General features: G+C 47.6%; 21 protein-coding genes. 18 read left to right on the top strand and 3 right to left on the bottom strand.

Annotated elements, in window-relative coordinates:
• The 12 genes from C0Q44_RS14385 (at window position 1) to C0Q44_RS14335 (ending at window position 12,416) form a co-directional block, all read left to right on the top strand.
• A complete protein-coding gene (locus C0Q44_RS14385) occupies window positions 1–864 on the top strand; it encodes a carbohydrate ABC transporter permease (RefSeq protein ID WP_105407999.1) in 864 nt (287 codons plus the stop codon).
• 10 nt (window positions 865–874) lie between these two features.
• Complete coding sequence (locus C0Q44_RS14380; RefSeq protein WP_105407998.1) at window positions 875–2,326, top strand: NHL repeat-containing protein; 1,452 nt, start codon at window positions 875–877, stop codon at window positions 2,324–2,326.
• Entirely contained in the window at window positions 2,323–2,943 is a 621-nt protein-coding gene (locus C0Q44_RS14375) for a YIP1 family protein (protein WP_105407997.1), read from the top strand. The genes C0Q44_RS14380 and C0Q44_RS14375 overlap by 4 nt, the downstream gene beginning before the upstream one ends.
• Before the next feature lie 14 nt (window positions 2,944–2,957).
• Window positions 2,958–5,543, top strand: coding sequence for a DUF5696 domain-containing protein (locus C0Q44_RS14370; RefSeq protein WP_105407996.1), 2,586 nt, complete (start codon window positions 2,958–2,960; stop codon window positions 5,541–5,543).
• Window positions 5,540–6,439, top strand: a complete 900-nt coding sequence (locus C0Q44_RS14365) for a carbohydrate ABC transporter permease (RefSeq protein ID WP_105407995.1) — start codon at window positions 5,540–5,542, stop codon at window positions 6,437–6,439. Before C0Q44_RS14370 ends, C0Q44_RS14365 begins: the two co-directional genes overlap by 4 nt.
• Before the next feature lie 28 nt (window positions 6,440–6,467).
• Window positions 6,468–7,478 (top strand): carbohydrate ABC transporter permease, encoded by a 1,011-nt coding sequence (locus C0Q44_RS14360; protein WP_105407994.1) that lies wholly within the window; start codon window positions 6,468–6,470, stop codon window positions 7,476–7,478.
• Window positions 7,479–7,566: 88 nt separating this feature from the next.
• Window positions 7,567–8,529: a glycosyl hydrolase gene (locus C0Q44_RS14355; RefSeq protein WP_105407993.1), complete on the top strand. Its 963-nt coding sequence runs from the start codon at window positions 7,567–7,569 to the stop codon at window positions 8,527–8,529.
• Window positions 8,530–8,779: 250 nt separating this feature from the next.
• The gene (locus C0Q44_RS14350; protein ID WP_105407992.1) at window positions 8,780–9,328 is read left to right on the top strand and encodes a hypothetical protein; all 549 of its coding nucleotides are present in this window, start codon (window positions 8,780–8,782) and stop codon (window positions 9,326–9,328) included.
• Window positions 9,329–9,428: 100 nt separating this feature from the next.
• Window positions 9,429–10,037 carry a DUF1349 domain-containing protein gene (locus C0Q44_RS14345; protein ID WP_105407991.1) on the top strand — a complete coding sequence of 203 codons (609 nt, stop codon included), beginning with the start codon at window positions 9,429–9,431 and terminating at the stop codon, window positions 10,035–10,037.
• A 299-nt stretch (window positions 10,038–10,336) separates the two neighbouring features.
• On the top strand, window positions 10,337–11,215 hold the full coding sequence (locus tag C0Q44_RS14340) for an AraC family transcriptional regulator (RefSeq protein ID WP_105407990.1): 879 nt from the start codon (window positions 10,337–10,339) through the stop codon (window positions 11,213–11,215).
• 190 nt (window positions 11,216–11,405) lie between these two features.
• A complete protein-coding gene (locus C0Q44_RS29860; RefSeq protein ID WP_181150999.1) occupies window positions 11,406–11,558 on the top strand; it encodes a nucleotidyltransferase family protein in 153 nt (50 codons plus the stop codon).
• A gap of 123 nt (window positions 11,559–11,681) precedes the next feature.
• Window positions 11,682–12,416, top strand: coding sequence for a YdcF family protein (locus C0Q44_RS14335; protein WP_105408489.1), 735 nt, complete (start codon window positions 11,682–11,684; stop codon window positions 12,414–12,416).
• A gap of 93 nt (window positions 12,417–12,509) precedes the next feature.
• Here C0Q44_RS14335 and C0Q44_RS14330 read toward each other — a convergent pair whose 3' ends face one another.
• Genes C0Q44_RS14330 through C0Q44_RS14325 form a run of 3 tightly spaced genes read right to left on the bottom strand, consistent with a single transcriptional unit; the run spans window position 12,510 to window position 14,242 of the window.
• Window positions 12,510–13,490: a M56 family metallopeptidase gene (locus C0Q44_RS14330; protein WP_258166319.1), complete on the bottom strand. Its 981-nt coding sequence runs from the start codon at window positions 13,488–13,490 to the stop codon at window positions 12,510–12,512.
• The gene (locus C0Q44_RS30965; RefSeq protein ID WP_258166318.1) at window positions 13,487–13,858 is read right to left on the bottom strand and encodes a hypothetical protein; all 372 of its coding nucleotides are present in this window, start codon (window positions 13,856–13,858) and stop codon (window positions 13,487–13,489) included. The genes C0Q44_RS14330 and C0Q44_RS30965 overlap by 4 nt, the downstream gene beginning before the upstream one ends.
• 9 nt (window positions 13,859–13,867) lie before the next feature.
• On the bottom strand, window positions 13,868–14,242 hold the full coding sequence (locus C0Q44_RS14325) for a BlaI/MecI/CopY family transcriptional regulator (protein WP_105407989.1): 375 nt from the start codon (window positions 14,240–14,242) through the stop codon (window positions 13,868–13,870).
• Window positions 14,243–14,409: 167 nt separating this feature from the next.
• Here C0Q44_RS14325 and C0Q44_RS14320 point away from each other — a divergent pair, with 167 nt between their 5' ends.
• From C0Q44_RS14320 to C0Q44_RS14300, 6 genes are all read left to right on the top strand, one after another.
• Window positions 14,410–14,931, top strand: a complete 522-nt coding sequence (locus C0Q44_RS14320; RefSeq protein ID WP_105407988.1) for a hypothetical protein — start codon at window positions 14,410–14,412, stop codon at window positions 14,929–14,931.
• 114 nt (window positions 14,932–15,045) lie between these two features.
• A complete protein-coding gene (locus C0Q44_RS14315) occupies window positions 15,046–15,939 on the top strand; it encodes a TIGR01777 family oxidoreductase (RefSeq protein WP_105407987.1) in 894 nt (297 codons plus the stop codon).
• Between the two features lie 249 nt (window positions 15,940–16,188).
• Window positions 16,189–17,085: an SDR family oxidoreductase gene (locus C0Q44_RS14310; RefSeq protein WP_105408488.1), complete on the top strand. Its 897-nt coding sequence runs from the start codon at window positions 16,189–16,191 to the stop codon at window positions 17,083–17,085.
• Window positions 17,086–17,144: 59 nt separating this feature from the next.
• Complete coding sequence (locus C0Q44_RS30960; protein WP_258166316.1) at window positions 17,145–17,273, top strand: hypothetical protein; 129 nt, start codon at window positions 17,145–17,147, stop codon at window positions 17,271–17,273.
• A 21-nt stretch (window positions 17,274–17,294) separates the two neighbouring features.
• Window positions 17,295–17,876, top strand: coding sequence for a DJ-1/PfpI family protein (locus C0Q44_RS14305; RefSeq protein ID WP_105407986.1), 582 nt, complete (start codon window positions 17,295–17,297; stop codon window positions 17,874–17,876).
• Window positions 17,873–18,409: a GNAT family N-acetyltransferase gene (locus C0Q44_RS14300; RefSeq protein ID WP_105407985.1), complete on the top strand. Its 537-nt coding sequence runs from the start codon at window positions 17,873–17,875 to the stop codon at window positions 18,407–18,409. The genes C0Q44_RS14305 and C0Q44_RS14300 overlap by 4 nt, the downstream gene beginning before the upstream one ends.
• Window positions 18,410–18,418 lie beyond the last annotated feature (9 nt).

Genomic DNA, 18,418 nt, shown 5'->3' with positions numbered 1-18,418 from the left:
ATGGCTGCAATTGCGACAGGCAAAAAACGCGTGAATCGTTCGCTATCGGGAAGCCTCTCCCTGTTTGCCCTTCTGCTCGTATTTGGTGCCTTCATGGTGCTGCCGTTGATCTATGCGATCAACAACGCATTCAAACCATTGGATGAAATTTTTACCTTTCCACCAACGCTGTTTGTCAAAAATCCCACGTTCAGCAACTTTACAGATCTGCTGAATCTGCTGAGTGACTCGTGGGTACCGTTCTCACGTTATATATTCAACACGGTATTTATCACAGGCATCGGAATTGTAGGCCATGTGCTGCTGGCTTCCGCAGCGGCTTACCCGCTTGCCAAACACAAGTTTCCAGGCAAAGTATTCATGTTCCAAGTGGTCGTACTGTCACTGATGTTCACACCTGCGGTAACGGCAATTCCGAACTATATGATCATGTCATGGCTCGGATGGATCGATACGTACTGGGCTGTTATCATTCCGGCATTTGCCTATTCACTCGGGTTGTATCTGATGAAACAGTTCATGGAGCAGATCCCGGATGCACTGCTGGAAGCAGCCAAGATGGATGGTGCCAGTGAATACCGGATCTTTTGGTCCATTGTTATGCCTAATGTGAAGCCCGCGTGGCTCACATTAATCATCCTGCTGTTCCAGATGTTATGGGGCAGTGATGGCAATGGATACATCTACAGCGAGCAGCTCAAGACCCTGCATTATGCAGCAGGTCAGATTATTCAGGGCGGAATATCCCGGGCAGGAGCGGGTGCTGCGGTAGCACTGATTTTGATGAGTGTGCCGATCACGCTATTTATTTTCTCTCAGAGCCGAATCATTGAGACGATGGCGAGCTCGGGCATGAAGGATTAAGGGGAACGATATGGCACGCACAGTGAAAAGATGGCTTGTTCTCCTGGCAGCAGTATCTCTGCTGCTGGTGAATGCCGTGCCTGCGGCGGCCTCCCCGGCGCCGTATGAGAGTTATAACTACAACTACTGGAAAGAGGCTGTTCCTTCACCAGATGCCTATCTGCCCGAGCGTACGATATCAGGCCGTGATCTCGGCATTAGTGAGTTCAAAGACCCCGGTGATGTGAATGTTTCTCCCTCCGGGTTGATCTACATTTTGGATAGCGGCAACAGCCGAGTTATCGTATTGGACCCAGGCTTTAAGCTGCTGCGCGTCATCGATGGATTCATGATGGATGGCAGCAAGGAGACCTTCAACCTTCCAGGTGGATTGTTTGTAGATGAACAAGAGCGCATATACGTCGCCGATACAGGCAACGGTCGTGTGGTTGTCCTGGATGGAGAGGGGACGCTGATACAAACCATGACAAAGCCCGAGTCGGATATCCTATCGACCCAATTCCAGTTCCAGCCTTTAAAACTGACGGTGGACCATGTAGGCCGAGTGTATGTTGTGGCACAGGGAGTCTACGAAGGGATTATGCAGTTTGACGAGAGTGGGAAATTTATCGGATATGTCGGTACGAACAAAGTAGAGCGGGACTACGGCGAATATATCTGGCGATTGTTATCTACCAAAGCCCAGCGTGCACAGATGGTCCTGTTTGTCCCTACGGAGTTCTCCAATGCGGATATCGACCACAAAGGATTCGTGTATGCGACGAATATTGACCCCGGCTCGAATGAACCGATCAAGCGGCTTAACCCGTCTGGTGAAGATGTACTGAAACGGTTTGGTTATTACGACGTCAAAGGCGATATCCGGTTCCGCAACAATCCGGGTCCCTCCAAACTGATCGATGTGAAAGTGCTAGGCAACGGCATGTACAGTGTACTGGATGCGACACAGAACCGGGTGTTTACGTACGACGATGAAGGTCATCTGCTCTACATATACGGTGGCAAAGGAAATCAGGTAGGTACGCTCAAAACGCCTGTCGCGATTGAACAATCTGGGAATCATACGCTGGTTCTAGATCGGGGCAAGAACAACCTTGTCGTCTATGAACCAACCCGTTTTGGTACCCGTGTGAATGAAGCGGTGGAACTCCACTATCGGGGCGAGGACACGGAGGCAGTGAATATATGGCGAGAAGTACTCAAGCTGAATGCCAACTATGACATCGCCTATATCGGCATAGGCAAGTCCTTATTAATGGAAAAGAAAAACGAGGAAGCGCTGGGTTACTTCGAACTTGGCATGGACCGCAAGAGTTATTCTGTCGCGTTCAAGAGGCATCGGCGAGAGATGATGAAGGAGCACTTCGGCACGTTCCTGACCACTGCGATTGCGCTGATATTCATTCTGATCCTGACCCGGGTAGCGGTTAAATGGAGACGTAGGAGGCAGATTGAATCATGAAGCAGGACTACATTAAGTTTCCACTGCATCTCATTTTTCACCCCATTGATGCATTCTGGGATCTCAAGTCGGATAACCGGGGTCGGTTGCTTGTTGCTTTTGCAGCATTGGCGCTTACTATTGTCATGATGATTTTGCAAAAGCAGTACGCAGGATTTCTCGTTAATTACATCGATCCTCGCACAATCAATAGCATCGGGGAGATCGTGACGGTCGCGGTACCGTTCATCCTATGGTGCACGGCCAATTGGGCGGTAACGACCTTGATGGAAGGAGAAGGCAAGTTCAGGGAAATCGTGCTGGCGACAGGTTACTCGCTCATTCCGATTATTCTGATCTATGCCCCGATGATCGTGATCAGCCGATTTATGGTGCAGGAGGAGACTGCTTTTTATTATCTGTTCAATAGTATAGCGTTCTTCTGGTTTGTACTGCTTCTGTTCATTGGCATGATGACGGTACACCAGTACACGGTGATTAGAACAATCATTACGATGGTGCTGACGCTCATTGTAATGGGCATTATCGTATTCCTTGGCGCACTGGTCTTTAGCATGCTGCAACAGCTGTACGAATTCGGTTATAACATTTACCGCGAGTTGATTTTTCGGACCTAAAGGAGGCGGCATCCGTGAACAAAAAGCAAAGACTATATACGGTGCTGGCTGGTGGTACAGCTGTAATCATGATTGCAGCCGGGCTGCTGTATATAAACAACAGGGGGGTTCCTGCCGTAGAAGCCGCGGCTTATCTGGATACAACAACCAAAGCTATGCCCGTCACAGAGGAACCATTGAAGTTCCTTGGTGACTCTTCGCAGGGGGTGCCTGGTATGCAACTGGTTGCTGAAGACCAAGAACTGGCACTGTACTATAACGAAGAGACTACGGAAATCGCCGTACGTGACGGGAATAGTGGAGAGATCTGGTATAGCAACCCGAAAGAACGGGACGGGGATGGACTTGCTTCTGCCTATGAAAAAGAAGTGTTGTCCTCGCAGCTGAACGTGTCCTTTCGAGATGCGATGGGGACACTGGAGAACTTCCCGAATTTCAGTGCCAGCATTAGCAACAAGCAATTCACAGTAGGCCAGATTGATCAGGGAATTCGGGTGACCTATACCCTTGGCGATACGTCGCTTGGTATGGATGCCCTGCCCAAACTGATTAGTAAACAGCGGCTGGAGGAGAAGGTTCTTTCCAAGGTGGATGCTTCTGTCGCAAGGTACACCTCTGCACGATATTATCCAACCAAGAACAATCCAGATGTATTGGAACGGTTGGATGGCCAGATTTCGAAGCAGCTGGTGTTGAACAAGATGGTAAGTGCCTTTGAGACGGCGGGTTACAACGTGGACGATTTGGCTTTTGACAATCAGGAGAATGGGGTCGAAGGCGGAGGTGTATCGGATAAGCCCAGCTTCGTCATTTCTGTGGAATATCGACTTGAGCAGGGGGCACTCGTTGTGACCGTGCCTCTGAGCCAAATAGAAGAAAGTGGGCAATACCGCATTCGGAATATTGATTTGCTCGCTTATTTTGGTGCTGCGGATACGAAGGGTGGGGGTTACATGCTCGTGCCCGACGGTTCAGGCAGCCTGATTCATCTGAACAACGGAAAAACCCAGGAAGAGCAGTATGTACAGCGTGTATATGGCACAGACCCAAATGATAATTCACTCAGTCGTCCTCAGGTTAGTGAATCCGCGTATATGCCTGTGTTTGGTCTGAAGAACGGGGAGAATGCCTGGTTTGCAGTCATTGAAAAAGGGGATGGCATTGCCAGTATCTCCGCGGATATTGGAGGCAGACAGAATAGTTACAACCATGTACACGCGACCTTCTCCCTGCGCGGGGAGGATGAGCTGGAGATGTACACCTCGCAGAAAATGCAGGAGATCCAGCTGCTTAGCGAAGAGCCTTTCCGTGGAGATATTCAGGTCCGTTATCATTTCCTTCATGGAGAAGATGCCAGTTACTCGGGTATGGCCCGCCTGTATCAGCAGCAGTTGATCGAGCAGGATGTATTGAAGCCGCTCGCAGAACAGACGGAGTTGCCGTTCTATGTGGATGTGCTTGGTGCAGTGGACAAAAAGTCTTCGTTCCTGAGCGTGCCCTATCGGACCACTTTAGCCATGACGACGTACGAACAGGCCACCGAAATGGCGGCGAAGTTACAGCAAGAAGGTGTGAACCGCGTACAAATGCGGTATCAGGGATGGTTTGGAGGTGGCATCAGCCATCATACGCCAACCCAGGTGAAGTTGGACAGTGAAGTAGGCAGTCGTTCCGAACTTCAGGCGTTGTCCGCTAAGCTGGAGCAGTCGGGGGGAGCTTTGTTCCCGGATGTGGCTTTCCAGCACATTTATCACGATGATATGCGTTTTGCTCCTTCCTCGGATGCGGCGCGCTTTGTAACGAAGGAGACAGCGGAACTGTATCCCTACAGCCCTGCGATGAACCGTATGGATCAGATGAAGGATAGCTATTATCTACTCTCGGCGGCCAAGCTTCCTTATGTAGTGAACGAGTTTGCCAAAAAATTTAGCGCATTGGATATTGGCGGTTTATCTCTTCGTGACCTCGGGCAGGTTCTGTCATCCGATTATCGGGACAGTCGGGTGATTCATCGGGAGACAGCGAAGAACATTGTGAAGGAGCAGCTGGGCCAGCTGCAACAGTCCTATCCGAATCTGATGGTTTCCGGGGCTAATGCCTATGCTTTGGGAAGCGCGCAACATGTAGTAAATATCCCCGCAGGATCCAGTCGGTTCAATATTACGGATGAAGAGGTTCCGTTTTATGCGATGGTCATTCATGGATATATGAACTATGCTGCATCTCCGATGAACACGTCAGGGGATCAGGATCTCCGCAAACAGTTGCTCCATAGTCTGGAGCTAGGGGCAGCTCCGTATTTTCAATGGACCTATGAACCATCATCCAGGCTGAAGCTGACCAATTATGATTCGGCCTATGCGACCGAATATGGCTATTGGGTAGATGACGCTGTTGCCTTGTGGAAACAAGCCAATGAAGCACTGGGATTGTTAGGAAATGAACAAATGCTAAAGCATGAACGGATTCAGGATGGTGTCGTACGGATGACTTATACCGGCGGTACATCCATTCTTGTGAATTACAATGCGGATGCAGTAAGCGTGGATGGAACGACCGTTGGCGGAACGGACTATGTGGTGGAAGGAGTGAACCGATGAGAGCCATTCAATTATCACTGAAGTCGCGGAGAGCACTGCTTGGACTTACATTTATATCGCCGTGGCTGGTCGGTTTCATCTTTCTCTTTGCCACACCGCTCCTGCAATCCATCCGGTTCAGTCTGAGCAATCTGTCCGTTGCTCCAGGCGGTTACGTTCTGGACTATGTCGGATTTAGAAACTTCAAGGATGCACTTCTGATTGATGCCACCTTCAACCGGATTCTGGTGGATTCGGTTGGAGCAATGCTGCTGAATGTGCCAATGATTTTGTTCTTCAGTCTGTTTACGGCAACATTGCTCAACCAGAAGTTCAAGGGCAGAACATTGGCGCGTGCAATCTTCTTCCTGCCGGTTATTCTGGCTTCCAGTGCAGTTGCAGCCGCTGAATCTGCGGGACTCATCAATCTGATGGGGGATGCGAGTGCAGTGGATGCAGCTGCGGATGGAGGTGCTTCGTTCAATGTAGTATCCATTGTGCGGATGCTGGCCGAAGTGGGATTGCCGATGGCTTATGTGGACTACATCGTTGAAGCCATCACGCGGATCTATGAGATTATCAGCAGCTCTGGCGTACAGATTCTGATCTTCCTCGCCGCGCTGCAATCGGTACCGGGATCGATGTACGAGGTTGCGAAGATCGAAGGGGCGACAGCCTATGAGTCGTTCTGGAAAATTACATTTCCGATGGTGAGTCCGTTGATCCTTACGAATGTCATCTACACGATCATTGATTCTTTTACCGGAAGTCCGGTCACACAGGCGATCTATCAGACTGCATTCAAAACCCAGAATTTTGGCTTGAGCTCTGCCATGTCCTGGTTATACACACTGGTGATTGGCCTTGTACTAATCGTAGTGGGCTGGATGCTGTCACGACGGGTTCATTACAACTGACGGTTAACGTTGAGGGAGGCTTCAGATTATGGCTGCGTCAGGAACGGATCGTATGGTGGTGGTTCCGAAACCAAATTACCATATGCAGCGGGTGCGAAACAAGACATCGGACCTTCTCTATTCCATATTCAGATATGCACTGGTCATCGGCATTTCATTTATTATTTTGTACCCGTTATTTCTTAAAGTTTCAGTCGCTTTTAAAGATAAAATGGATATCTACAATCCGACGATCTATATGATTCCCCAGCATTTTACGCTGGATAACATCAAGCTTGCGGCGCAAGTGATGGATTACCTTCCCTTGCTGGCGAACACTCTATTGTTCGTTACCATTACGACACTGTTGACAGCCATATCCTGTGCGCTTACGGGGTACGGCTTCGCCCGCTTTTCTTTTCCGGGGAGCAATGTACTGTTCGTGCTGGTGATTCTCACGATTTTGGTGCCAACAAGCACACTCATGGTGCCAATGTATCTGCATTTCCGCAGCTTCGACTTTCTGGGCATCATCCAGTTGTTCACCGGAAAGAATGGCATCAATCTGCTGAATACGTATTGGCCTTCAATCATTACGGCTGCTACGGCAGGCGGATTGAAGGCAGGGCTGTTCATCTACATCTTCCGGCAGTTCTTCAAGGGCATGCCCAAGGAAATCGAGGAGGCCGCACTGATTGACGGCGCAGGTGGATTCAAGACGTTTGCCCGTATCATGTTGCCCAATGCGATCTCACCACTGATTACGGTTATTCTGTTCTCCTTTGTGTGGCAGTACAACGATACGTTCTATTCGGCATTATTCATGAGTGAAAGCCCACTGATCTCGTTGAAGGTGGCTTCCTTACCTGCTCAGGCGAACCAATTGATTCCGCAACTGATGGGCTTTGGCTCGAATTCGGGCATCAAGGCCGATCCAAACTATGTCGCGATGATCGTGGATACAGGTATTTTGCTCGCGATTGCACCGCTGATTATTCTGTACTTGTTCGTGCAACGTTACTTCGTGGAAAGTATCGAGCGCTCCGGGGTTGTAGGGTAAGTGGATTGTTATAAGGATTGCAGGACACTGGTGATCTAATCTGGATGTGTTGTGGGTTAAATGGTAAAACCACTTGGAGGTGTTAGCGATGACGGTACGTACGATCAACAGTGCTCCGGTGAATGAAGCAGCGACATCTGAAGCGAGAGAACTAATGGCGTTTCTGGTCGAGCGTTATGGAAAAGGGATGTTGTCAGGTCAGCAGGACTACAGCAATCTGAACTGGATTAATGAAAATACAGGCCGGAAGCCAGCTGTGGTTGGCTTTGATCTCATGGAATATTCACCATCAAGAACAGAGCGCGGTGCAGTCTCTCACGAGATTCGGGATGTGATAGATTGGCACCGACAAGGTGGCATTGTGACGCTGTGCTGGCACTGGAATGCACCGACGGATCTGATCGATGAACCGGGCAAGGAGTGGTGGCGGGGGTTCTATACGAACGCAACCACCTATGATTTAGCATCAGCGCTGGCAAATTCTGAGTCAGAAGAGTACAGACTTTTGATCCGGGATATCGATGGAATTGCTACACATTTACAGGAGCTGAAGGATGCTGGTGTGCCTGTGTTATTCCGACCACTTCATGAAGCGGAGGGTGGCTGGTTCTGGTGGGGAGCGAAAGGTCCCGATCCTGCCAAACAGTTATACCTTATGTTGTATGATCGATTAGTTCACGAGCACAAGCTGCACAATCTCATCTGGGTATGGAACTCGGAAAAACCGGAATGGTATCCAGGGGATGATGTCGTGGATATTGTGAGTGTGGATGTATACCCGGAAGCAGGAGATCACAGCCCGCTGGCTGCACGTTACGCCAACCTGCTTGAGCTTGTGAAGGACAACAAAATCATTGCACTGGCCGAGAACGGCTCCATCCCTGACCCCAAACAAATGAAGGAACAGGATGTACACTGGAGTTGGTTCTGTACTTGGACAGGTGGCTTCCTAAGGGATGGCACTCATAATGAACTAGCATTTTTGAAAGAAGTGTACCATAGCGAAGAGGTTATTACGCTCGATCAGTTACCGAAGTGGAGTTGGTTATAGGGCTGTCATCCAAGCTTCTGCAATCTTACCAAAATCAAAGAGGCGTCAGCATGCGTGGAAGACTTCCGCACATGTTGACGCATTTTTTTGTACGAGAATAGTTGCTAGGGATGAATGCAATTGAAGTACCCAAGTGTAACTTTTCTCCACAATGATTAATTTGCTACAGATATTTCCATAAATGATGGCATGATGTACACTATGACTAACGAATATGGATACGGAGCGATTTGTTGGAGGTGAGATTCATATGACAGACTTGAAGGCGTATCATTATTTTGAACAAAGTCTTGGACCTTTCCGAAATCTCTCCAGCCTGTCTAATGAAGAAGCGGAAACAGTTACCCAACAAATCAATCATCAAGGCCGGAATTTTGCCAGTCAGCGATCAACGGATTACATGACCATTCGGAGAGCGCTTGAACAGAGAGCATATGAGCAGTTTAAGGCTAAGGGAGGAACCCCCACCAATCGATATCCCCACTATCTGACCCTTGGTGCATGTGAATGGCTGTCATCCTGGTATACCGAACCGGATCTAGTGATGATTCTGTGGGAAGATCTGCCTGCCGAAGTTGTGAGCTTCACGTATGGAGACCTCTTTCCAACAATGCGATATATGGATGATAAACCTTACCGTAAGCAGATCTATACCAAAGATGAAATTCTGGCAGTCATTCAGGCCTATGGTTGGCCTCAGGAATGGAACCGTCAGGGTGAACAGGGCCCGGAACGATATATTGAGGTACAAGTTTGGGACGAGCGTATTATCCAACCGCATCAACGGATTCGATATTAGGAATGGAAGCTTTAAGCAAAACCTACAGGATTAGCTATGTTGTGTACCGAATACAACAGAGAACTCAGCAAACTCAAATCACAGACAAAGGGTGTGCCACATGACGAATCTATTCGAACAATGTTCAGGTAAAACATTATCTGCCAATCTGGGATGGCTGAACGAGCCAGCTGATTGGTCCATTGAAGACGGCAAAGTAACGATAACCGTTTCGCCGATAAGTGACTTTTTCATTGATCCGGGAGGTGACCCGGTGAAAGCCTCAGCTCCATTTTTACATACGATAATCAAGGGAGATTTCAGCATGGTCACTCAAGTACAGGTGGACATGAAAGAACAGTATGATTCGGGCTGCCTGATGGTGAGAGTGGACGATACGAATTGGGCTAAAGTTTGCTTTGAGTATTTCGAAGAACAGCCGTCGATTCTCAGTGTCGTTACCCGTGGTAACTCGGATGATTGTGTATCAGCACCTGTAGAGGTTAACAAGCCTTATTTACGTGTAGCCCGAGCAGGCAACAGCTTTGCTTTCCATTATTCTCAGGATGGAGAGAAGTGGAAGCTGGTTCGCTATTTCGGTCTCGACTGCCCGGAAGAGATCAAAGTTGGCATTGTGGCCCAATCCCCCATTGGGCAAGGGACGACGGTTACTTTTACAAATGTACAGCTTCAACATGGGGTGACCGGAAGTGTTCGCCGGGTAAAATAAAAGTCATTATCGAGGAATGCCCCAACACCCAGTGCGAGTAAGGCGAGGCTGATTCGGATGGATACATCCAGACTGCATAGCTTTGTTGCCCGAATAAGATGGCTTCCGAATCGGAGGCCTCTTTCTCGTCTGTAAGGGAGTTTCGGGCAAAGATCCAGTAGATCGCAGAACTGACGCATGGAGCCCAGCAGATGTATATAAACTTCATCGTTGCGCTTGAACCGGACAAATGAAAGCACAGCATGACAGGTTATTGCGTTGTTTTTCGTTTATATTAGACATCAAGGAGTGATTAACATATGAACTGGATCAACTCATTGCAGGTCGCTATTCAATATATAGAAGACCACTTGCTCGAAAGTATGACGATGGAGCAGATTGCAGCGGAGTCTCATATCTCTCCTTTTCATTTTCAACGTACCTTTGCCTTACTAACTGATGTTACTGTAGCGGAGTACATAAGACGCAGACGATTGACACTGGCGGCACATGAGCTTCTGCAAAGTGATCACAAAATTATTGATCTGGCGCTTAAATATGGCTATGACACGCCTGAATCTTTCTCCAAAGCATTCCAGAGACAACATGGTATGGCACCAAGTGAGGCACGCAAAAAGAGAAGCTCTGTCCAATCGTATAATCGTCTGGTTATTCAAGTAAGTCTAAAAGGAGCAGAACCGATGAAATATAAAATTGTTGAACGTCCCGAATTTACAATAGTGGGAGTGAAGCAGGCTTTCTCATATGTAGACGGGGAGCATCTGCAAGGGATCGGGAAGATGTGGCAGGAAGCGTGGACGAGCGGTACGGAAGATCGATTGTTTGAACTGAACAATGGAGAAATTCCAGGGTTACTCGGTGTCGTTGTAGATCAGAGCGAAATCAAGGATAAGCAACTGGAATACTGGATTGCTACGACTTACGATGGTGAAATACCGGAAGGATTATCAAGCTTCACCATGCCTGCTTCTCAATGGAGTGTATTTGAAGTCGAGGGCCCGATGCCGGAGAGCATGCAGCTTCTGTGGAAACGAATTATCTCGGAATGGTTTCCATCCAATCCTTATGAGCACGCTTTTATGCCAGAGTTGGAAGTATACCCGGGGCCGAACCAACCACCGCAAATCTGGATACCGATTCAATACATATCAATCGTTTCTAACTCCATACCATCATAATGTAGCCCGTAAACACTTGGACAACCCAAGCTGTTTACGGGCTATTTGCAGGTGATAGGTTCAGAATTCGAAGTCGTGACGTGAATGTTCGAGCGTTGTTCATTTTATTGCAGATAGGTAACATGATATATTGGAACAAGGGTTTATCGCTAATACGAGAGAACTATAAGGTGAACCGCAGGAGGCAGACATGTTGCATGAGGAGAGATTCGTTCAAGCGATTATGGATCACGAGGAATTAATGCATGACCTGCGGCGAGTTCGAAGTCTGGAATTGTCTCAATGTTACATAGGTGCAGGATATGTACGTAACTATATTTGGGATCTTCTTCACGGATGCTGATTATTACAATCAACGTGTTCATAAGAAGTGCTGGCAGGAACAATGGCCCAAATTAATGATAATAACAGCTTGAATAATAGAGATTACGCGGAACTGCGGGTACAAGAAGGAGTGTCTACGGATTTGATAAAAAAGTTCTTACAAAAAAATGGACTGATCATTGATCTTGTTCTGTTGGCATGTTTTATGGCGTTTTTGGTCTTCTGGGGCCAAAGATTTCCAGTCATGTTATTCGGAATGATCACGGTAGCTTTTATCGTACTAAGGCGGATTGACTATCAGAAGCATGTTATTTTGAAACGGATTATCCTTACCGGATTTTGCGTGGCTGCCGTATCTTTTGTCATTATCGAGGCGCTTGTATTCACACAGCTGGGTGCGAATGATCCGGAAGAGGCGGACTATGTCATTATTCTAGGTTCAGGCATACGGGGAACGGAATTATCATTGACTTTGAAGCAAAGGTTAGATGCAAGTCTGGACTACATTCGCAGTCACCCTCAGACACCGGTCATTGTATCAGGTGGACAGGGACCTGGGGAATCAATACCAGAAGCGCTCGCTATGAAAAACTATCTGATTGCACAGGGCATTAGCCCCGCCCAAGTGATTATGGAAGATCGCTCCACAAGTACACAGGAGAATTTGGCCTTTTCCAAAAAAATTATTCAGGAATCCGGGTTGGAGCACCCGGAGATCATGATTGTCACGAGTGACTATCATATGTTCCGTTCCAAATATATTGCTGCCAAGAACGGTTATGCGGCAGAATACGGCATATCTGCCCCATCACCGGGTTATCTGAAACCCGTCAACATGATCCGTGAATATTTTGCTACGATCAAAACATTTATCTAATGCACATGACAGAAAAACGGAAACAGGACGAAGCTGGAGATCTATGCTTCGTCCTGTTTGCATATAAGGATGCTATTGCTCCTTAACGATAGGTTATTTTTCTGAAGGAGCAGGTACAGTTTCTGAAACCTTATCCCCAGGGAGAGCTACCATTTCGGAGGAGTTAGTATTAGAAGGAACGGCTACGATTTCAGGAGATCCACCCGTAAAAGGAACAGTGGCTGCTTCTATGACTTTAGCCTCAGAAGATTCAGTAGTAGAAGGTACAGTAGCAGACGGAACTGGCACAGCTTCGGAAACTTCATCCTCAGGGAGAGCCACGAGTTCAGGCGTTTCGGAAGTAGAGGGAACAGTTACAGCTTCGGAGACTCCGGCTTGATGGGGAGAAGCTACGATTTCAGGAGTTTCAGATACTGAAGGAACAGGCACAGCTTCAGTAGCCTCGGCCTCTACTTTAACTGTATGGTTTGATGCCCATACTGCGGTGGATGTACTTACTCCGGTAATAAGCAATAGGGCTCCCATACTTAATATCCAGTGTTTCTTTTTCAGTTTCTTCACATTAAACATAATCATCAATCTCCTTTTTAATTGTTTGCCTTCACCCGACAGGGATGAACAAAATTGAGCAGGCATTTTCTTGGTTCCCGCCATCACATTTATAATCGTCTCACCATACCGTCTTCGCTCTTCATGCGACATCTCTTTCACTACTTCTTCATCACAGGTCAACTCGCTCCAGGTATGAATGTCCCGGCGAATCATATGAACCAGGGGATTAAACCAGTGGAGGGCACTAACCCCCAAGATCAGAGCCTTGACCCACAGATCTTGATTTTTCAGATGTACCAACTCATGATGAATGACCATCTTGATGTCCATCTTTACCGTATTTTCGGGTGGAAGATATATCGTTGGTTTAAACAAGCCAACCAGTATAGGGCTCCGTACTGCAGTGCTGTGAGCAAGCGTGATATTCCCTTTGAGACCCAAAGCCTCTTTGATTAATGGTAGCTGTATAGCGGCCTCACTATGACAGAGGACTGGCGTACGTGTGCGTGATAGTTCATTCAAAAATCTCCGATAACAATACACCTGCCATGAAGAAAAACCGATGACGCCAATGCCCATACGCATAACAAGAACCAGGCTGTGGTTACAGATATGGTTTGTTCCGGGATGAATGGTCCTGCAAGTAAGCTCGAAGATGTTGCATACTCCGTACTTGGTACAGTTGATGTAGGAGGGAATACAAAACCCAAAAGCCATGAAAGGCCAAGAGATACCGGGAACAGATAGAACAAGAGAGCCATTTTACCGAGTCTGTAGAGCCACTTTGTCGGAAAAACAGACACGGGTATGAATCGTAGTGCCAAAATACAAACGGCAACGATACTTCCAGCCACGGTCAGACTGCACAGAATTTCAAAAAAGATCTTCATGGTCTGCACCTACTTTTCCGAAAGCCATTTTTTTAGTTCTGAAATGTCATCGTCTGAAAGCTTATCACCGTCATACATGGCCGAAACCAAATTCTTGACTGAACCTTGATAGAGTCCATCAAGAACGTGCTGCGTTTCTTGTAGCTTGTAATCTTCGGGCTGTAGAAGAGGTTTATAATCATTGGTTCGTCCACGTCTCGTAACCGTTAAGGCGCCTTTATCTACCAACCTTGATAGAAAGGTAGACATGGTCTGTGCTTTCCACCCTTTTCCCTTCTCAGCGAATATATCTAATAGCTCAGTTGAGGTGACGGGTAGATCGCATGACCATATAACGACCATTAACTCCATTTCTGTTTCAGATAATTTTTGAATCGGGTTCACTGTGAACACTCCTTAGCATCGTTATGCGTCCATAACAATCGTATTACTACACTACGTAGTACGTATAAACTACTACAAGTTGTAGTGGATAGTCAAGTTATCCTGATAGATGATTGCCAAACCGTGCTATAATATAGGTCATTAATAGAAGAACGATGTAGGAGTGAATGATCATTACAGCATATCAATTACCTGCTCTCTATGAGCAGAAGCGAGTTTCAATGCATGAGATGGAAGAGATTGTACGCCTGTTGGCCCAAGCCCCGCTACTATATGATGATGGACAGAGCATTCAGGTTCAGGATTATATGGGAGGATTGCAGGTCGAACTTGAGCATGAGGTACGCCGTGCAGTGACCCAGTTGTATGAACTGGCTGTTCAGGCTTGCCGCGCCTTCGCTGATCCATTGGCGTACGAGCAGTTTCAGGATGCGCTTGGGTTACAGGCCGAGTTATGGCAGGAGGAAGTGCTCACTCTTTCGAAGTGGATGGAATGGCTGAAGCAGATCAGTGAGGGAAAGAAAACACTGCCAGAGTATAACTTTACAGCCATGCTCGGCAACTTGCCAGACGGATTCATGATCCATGATTTTTATGATGAACTCCGATATCAGTTGGAACAAAACCCTGCAAACACATGGGCTCTCGAAGAGCGGGATCGCTTGTACGCATCCCTGGGTGTGAATTAAATCAAACCAACGGGTCACCAGCGGTGTTCAATCTAATATCTGTATTTTGCATGCATAGAAACATGTTGATCTATATCTTGCGAATTCTTTACCCAGTATGGGAAATGAGGGGATATCGTGAAGAAGGTTGTATTGGCTGGTGGAACGGGATTTGTCGGACAGGATTTTGCCCAAAGGTTCAAGAAGTTGGATTATGAGGTGCTGATCATCTCGCGTCAGCCCGGCCATATTGCCTGGGAGGATCGTGCAGGAATCATAGAGGCACTGGAAGAAGCAGAGATGTTGATTAACCTGGCAGGCAAATCGGTGAACTGCCGTTATACGGATGAAAATCGTAAAGTCATTCTGGAATCCAGAACTCGTACAACGCGTATTCTCGGCGAGTCCGTCCTGGCTTGTAATCATCCTCCTGAACTATGGATTAATTCGAGTACAGCAACCATATATAGACATGCTGAAGATCGTCCCATGACGGAAAAAGAAGGCGAGATTGGCTCTGGCTTCTCGGTTGACGTTGCCAAGGCATGGGAACAGGCTTTCTTTGAATTCAGTTTGCCGTCTACGCGTCAGATTGCACTGCGAATTGCGATTGTGCTGGGTGAGGGCGGCGTAATGGTGCCCATGACGAACCTGGTCCGTTTTGGCTTAGGGGGATCGCAAGGTGCAGGAACACAACAGTTCAGCTGGATTCATATTGAGGATCTGTTCCGCATGGTGATCTATCTGCAGAAGCATCCACATCTGAATGGTGTATTCAATGCTTCTTCGCCACATCCGGTTACGAATCGTGAGCTGATGGCGCGTCTGAGAGAACAGATGGGTGTTCGAATTGGACTGCCTTCTCCTCGCTGGATTCTTGAACTGGGTGCACGTTTCATTCAGACCGAAACGGAACTGGTTCTCAAAAGTCGTTGGGTGATTCCCGAGCGATTGGAGATGGAAGGCTTCACTTTCTCATATGGTACGCCAGATACTGCTCTTGCCGAGATTTTGAATAAGAAGAAATGACAACACAGTATAAATAATAAAACACAACAGGGAGGGCAGAGGCATCTGCCCTTTATTGTATATTTCAAGGCTTCTATTTGATGGCGTTTCGCCATTCGAGGTGGAGGATTCATTATACGTTCAAACCGGGGGTCACCAAGCTACGCAGGGTGGAGAGACAGCTTGATTGAGATGGTGTGGAAATATTGGGGGAGAGCAGGTGGCTGAATGACAGTGGTGACATACAAGATAGGAGATGGACAGCAGCGGATGCAGACAGAGGATCATAGAAATGAAGAAACAAAGGAAAACAGACTATCAACACGTGGAGCACATGATCCCGTGGCTCTCATTACAGGAACATCCAGTGGCTTCGGTATGTTAACGGCCATTACTCTTGCCAAGCAGGGATACCTTGTTGTTGCCACCATGCGTGACCTGAATCGAAGAGAAGAGTTGGTCAGACTTGCAGGAGAGGCAGGCATAACAGAACGTTTGGTGTATGAGCAGCTGGATGTTACTGATTCTGAATCGGTGCAAGCAGCTATAACCAAAGTCGTTCTGGATTATGGCCGAATCGACATACTGGTGAACAATGCAGGATTTGCGGTCGGGGGGTTCATCGAAGAAGTATCGATGGATGACTGGCGGCGCCAAATGGAAACCAATCTGTTCGGCTTGATCGCGGTTACGCGTGCAGTCCTGCCAGTGATGCGTGAGCAGAAGCAAGGTCTGATCATTAATTTATCCAGTGTTAGCGGCTTATCTGGCTTTCCGGGATATGCACCTTATGCTGCCTCCAAATTCGCTGTGGAAGGATTCACGGAAAGTCTGCGGCATGAGATGTCTTCGTTCGGCGTTCGGGTGGTATTAGTTGAGCCAGGCTCTTATCGCACGCCGATCTGGAATAAGGGGCTGGGGGAAATTCACCGGAGCGAGGACTCACCGTATAAGCATAAGCTGGATGCGGTTCTTCGTTATTCCAAACATGCGAGCGAGACGGCACCTGACCCACAGGAGGTAGCAGATCTGATCGGACGAATTGCACGGATGCGATCACCAAGACTTCGATATGCGCTGGGAAAAGGCTCACGTGTGCTCATCATAGGTAAAGCGTTGCTGCCGTGGAAGTGGCTGGAGTGGATCATCGCCCGTGGATTAAAATAGAGATTACATAGTTCTGCAACCAGTCACATTTGCCACTATTTCCTTGAGGGGGTGGATACGTGTTTGAAATCATTGTCGTTATTCTTCTTCTTGTGATTGTGGGCTTGCTCCTTCATATCAATAGCAAACTGCCAGCACGTGACCGGGTGAAGGAAGCGTTGGAGCGGGATCGGAACGCGTCAAAATAAGACTATTGGAGGTTTTTAGATATGAAAATCGCATTTTTTTTGTTTGATGGACTGACTTTTCTTGATTTTGTAGGGTTCTATGATGTGATCAATCGGTTGAATTTCTTTGAGCAAACCAAGGGAACGACTTGGGAAACCTGTGCGATGACAGATCAGGTCACGGATGAGTCTGGCTTAACGTTGAAGGTCGATCGAGTGAAGCCGGATCTGGCAGATTATGATCTCGTGTTTATCCCCGGAGGCATGGGAACGCGTAAACTTCGGTATGACGAGGCGTTCGTAGGTTGGTTGAAACAAGCTGAGTCTGTTCCTTTGAAGGTATCCGTGTGCACAGGCTCTCTTCTGCTGGGTGCGGCTGGATTTTTGTCTGGTAAAAGAGCAACAACACATCCCGGTGCATATGATTTGCTTGAGCCGTATGTCACCGAGGTGATTCAGAAGCGGATTGTAAAAGATGGAAATGTAATTACTGCTGGTGGAGTAGCCACGTCCATTGATCTGGGGATTTATGTTGTGGGACTGCTGGCAGGAGAGGAAGCGGCGGCAAATGTGAAAATTCAGATTGATTATCCTTATGAAATGCAGGGAGCGATTGAAATATGAGTGAGGAAGATAAGCAGGACGGGTATGTCATTCGCAATATCCGCCGGGATGAAGCAGATCTATACTGGCCTTTTCGATTAGAAGCGCTCAGCACGCATCCTGAAGCCTTCGGGGCTTCGTTCGAGCTATCCATTCAGATCCCCATGAATGAAGTGCAGGAACGCATACATAACGAGCCCGATGATTACATTCTGGGAGCATACACAGCAGAAGGAGCACTGGCAGGAATGATGGGCTTCAAGAGGGAATATGGCCTGAAGCTCAGACACAAAGGCATGATCTGGGGCGTCTATGTTGCTCCGACATATCGGGGAAACGGTCTGGCATCGCGATTGCTCCAGGAAGTCTTGGAACGGGGAAGATACCTGGAAGGCATCAAGCAAATTAATCTGAGCGTGGTAACTACGAATGAATCAGCCAGACGCTTATATGAACGGTATGGATTTGAAGTGTATGGCATTGAGCGTAACGCCCTGGAAGTGTATGGGCAGGGATATGACGAGGCACATATGAATTATTTCTACATGGAGTAATCAACATCC

The organism is Paenibacillus sp. PCH8 (assembly GCF_002968835.1).
Taxonomy (GTDB): Bacteria; Bacillota; Bacilli; order Paenibacillales; family Paenibacillaceae; genus Paenibacillus.
The sequence above is the reverse complement of the archived record's forward strand: the minus strand, read 5'-3'. Positions and strand labels throughout refer to the sequence as shown.

What these genes read in the sequence shown, in the direction of transcription:
- C0Q44_RS14385 (WP_105407999.1), top strand. Translation starts at nt 1, where the DNA reads ATGGCTGCAATTGCGACAGGCAAAAAACGCGTGAATCGTTCGCTATCG.
- C0Q44_RS14380 (WP_105407998.1), top strand. Translation starts at nt 875, where the DNA reads ATGGCACGCACAGTGAAAAGATGGCTTGTTCTCCTGGCAGCAGTATCT.
- C0Q44_RS14375 (WP_105407997.1), top strand. Translation starts at nt 2,323, where the DNA reads ATGAAGCAGGACTACATTAAGTTTCCACTGCATCTCATTTTTCACCCC.
- C0Q44_RS14365 (WP_105407995.1), top strand. Translation starts at nt 5,540, where the DNA reads ATGAGAGCCATTCAATTATCACTGAAGTCGCGGAGAGCACTGCTTGGA.
- C0Q44_RS14360 (WP_105407994.1), top strand. Translation starts at nt 6,468, where the DNA reads ATGGCTGCGTCAGGAACGGATCGTATGGTGGTGGTTCCGAAACCAAAT.
- C0Q44_RS14355 (WP_105407993.1), top strand. Translation starts at nt 7,567, where the DNA reads ATGACGGTACGTACGATCAACAGTGCTCCGGTGAATGAAGCAGCGACA.
- C0Q44_RS14350 (WP_105407992.1), top strand. Translation starts at nt 8,780, where the DNA reads ATGACAGACTTGAAGGCGTATCATTATTTTGAACAAAGTCTTGGACCT.
- C0Q44_RS14345 (WP_105407991.1), top strand. Translation starts at nt 9,429, where the DNA reads ATGACGAATCTATTCGAACAATGTTCAGGTAAAACATTATCTGCCAAT.
- C0Q44_RS14340 (WP_105407990.1), top strand. Translation starts at nt 10,337, where the DNA reads ATGAACTGGATCAACTCATTGCAGGTCGCTATTCAATATATAGAAGAC.
- C0Q44_RS29860 (WP_181150999.1), top strand. Translation starts at nt 11,406, where the DNA reads ATGTTGCATGAGGAGAGATTCGTTCAAGCGATTATGGATCACGAGGAA.
- C0Q44_RS30965 (WP_258166318.1), bottom strand. Translation starts at nt 13,858, where the DNA reads ATGAAGATCTTTTTTGAAATTCTGTGCAGTCTGACCGTGGCTGGAAGT.
- C0Q44_RS14320 (WP_105407988.1), top strand. Translation starts at nt 14,410, where the DNA reads ATGATCATTACAGCATATCAATTACCTGCTCTCTATGAGCAGAAGCGA.
- C0Q44_RS14310 (WP_105408488.1), top strand. Translation starts at nt 16,189, where the DNA reads ATGCAGACAGAGGATCATAGAAATGAAGAAACAAAGGAAAACAGACTA.
- C0Q44_RS14305 (WP_105407986.1), top strand. Translation starts at nt 17,295, where the DNA reads ATGAAAATCGCATTTTTTTTGTTTGATGGACTGACTTTTCTTGATTTT.
- C0Q44_RS14300 (WP_105407985.1), top strand. Translation starts at nt 17,873, where the DNA reads ATGAGTGAGGAAGATAAGCAGGACGGGTATGTCATTCGCAATATCCGC.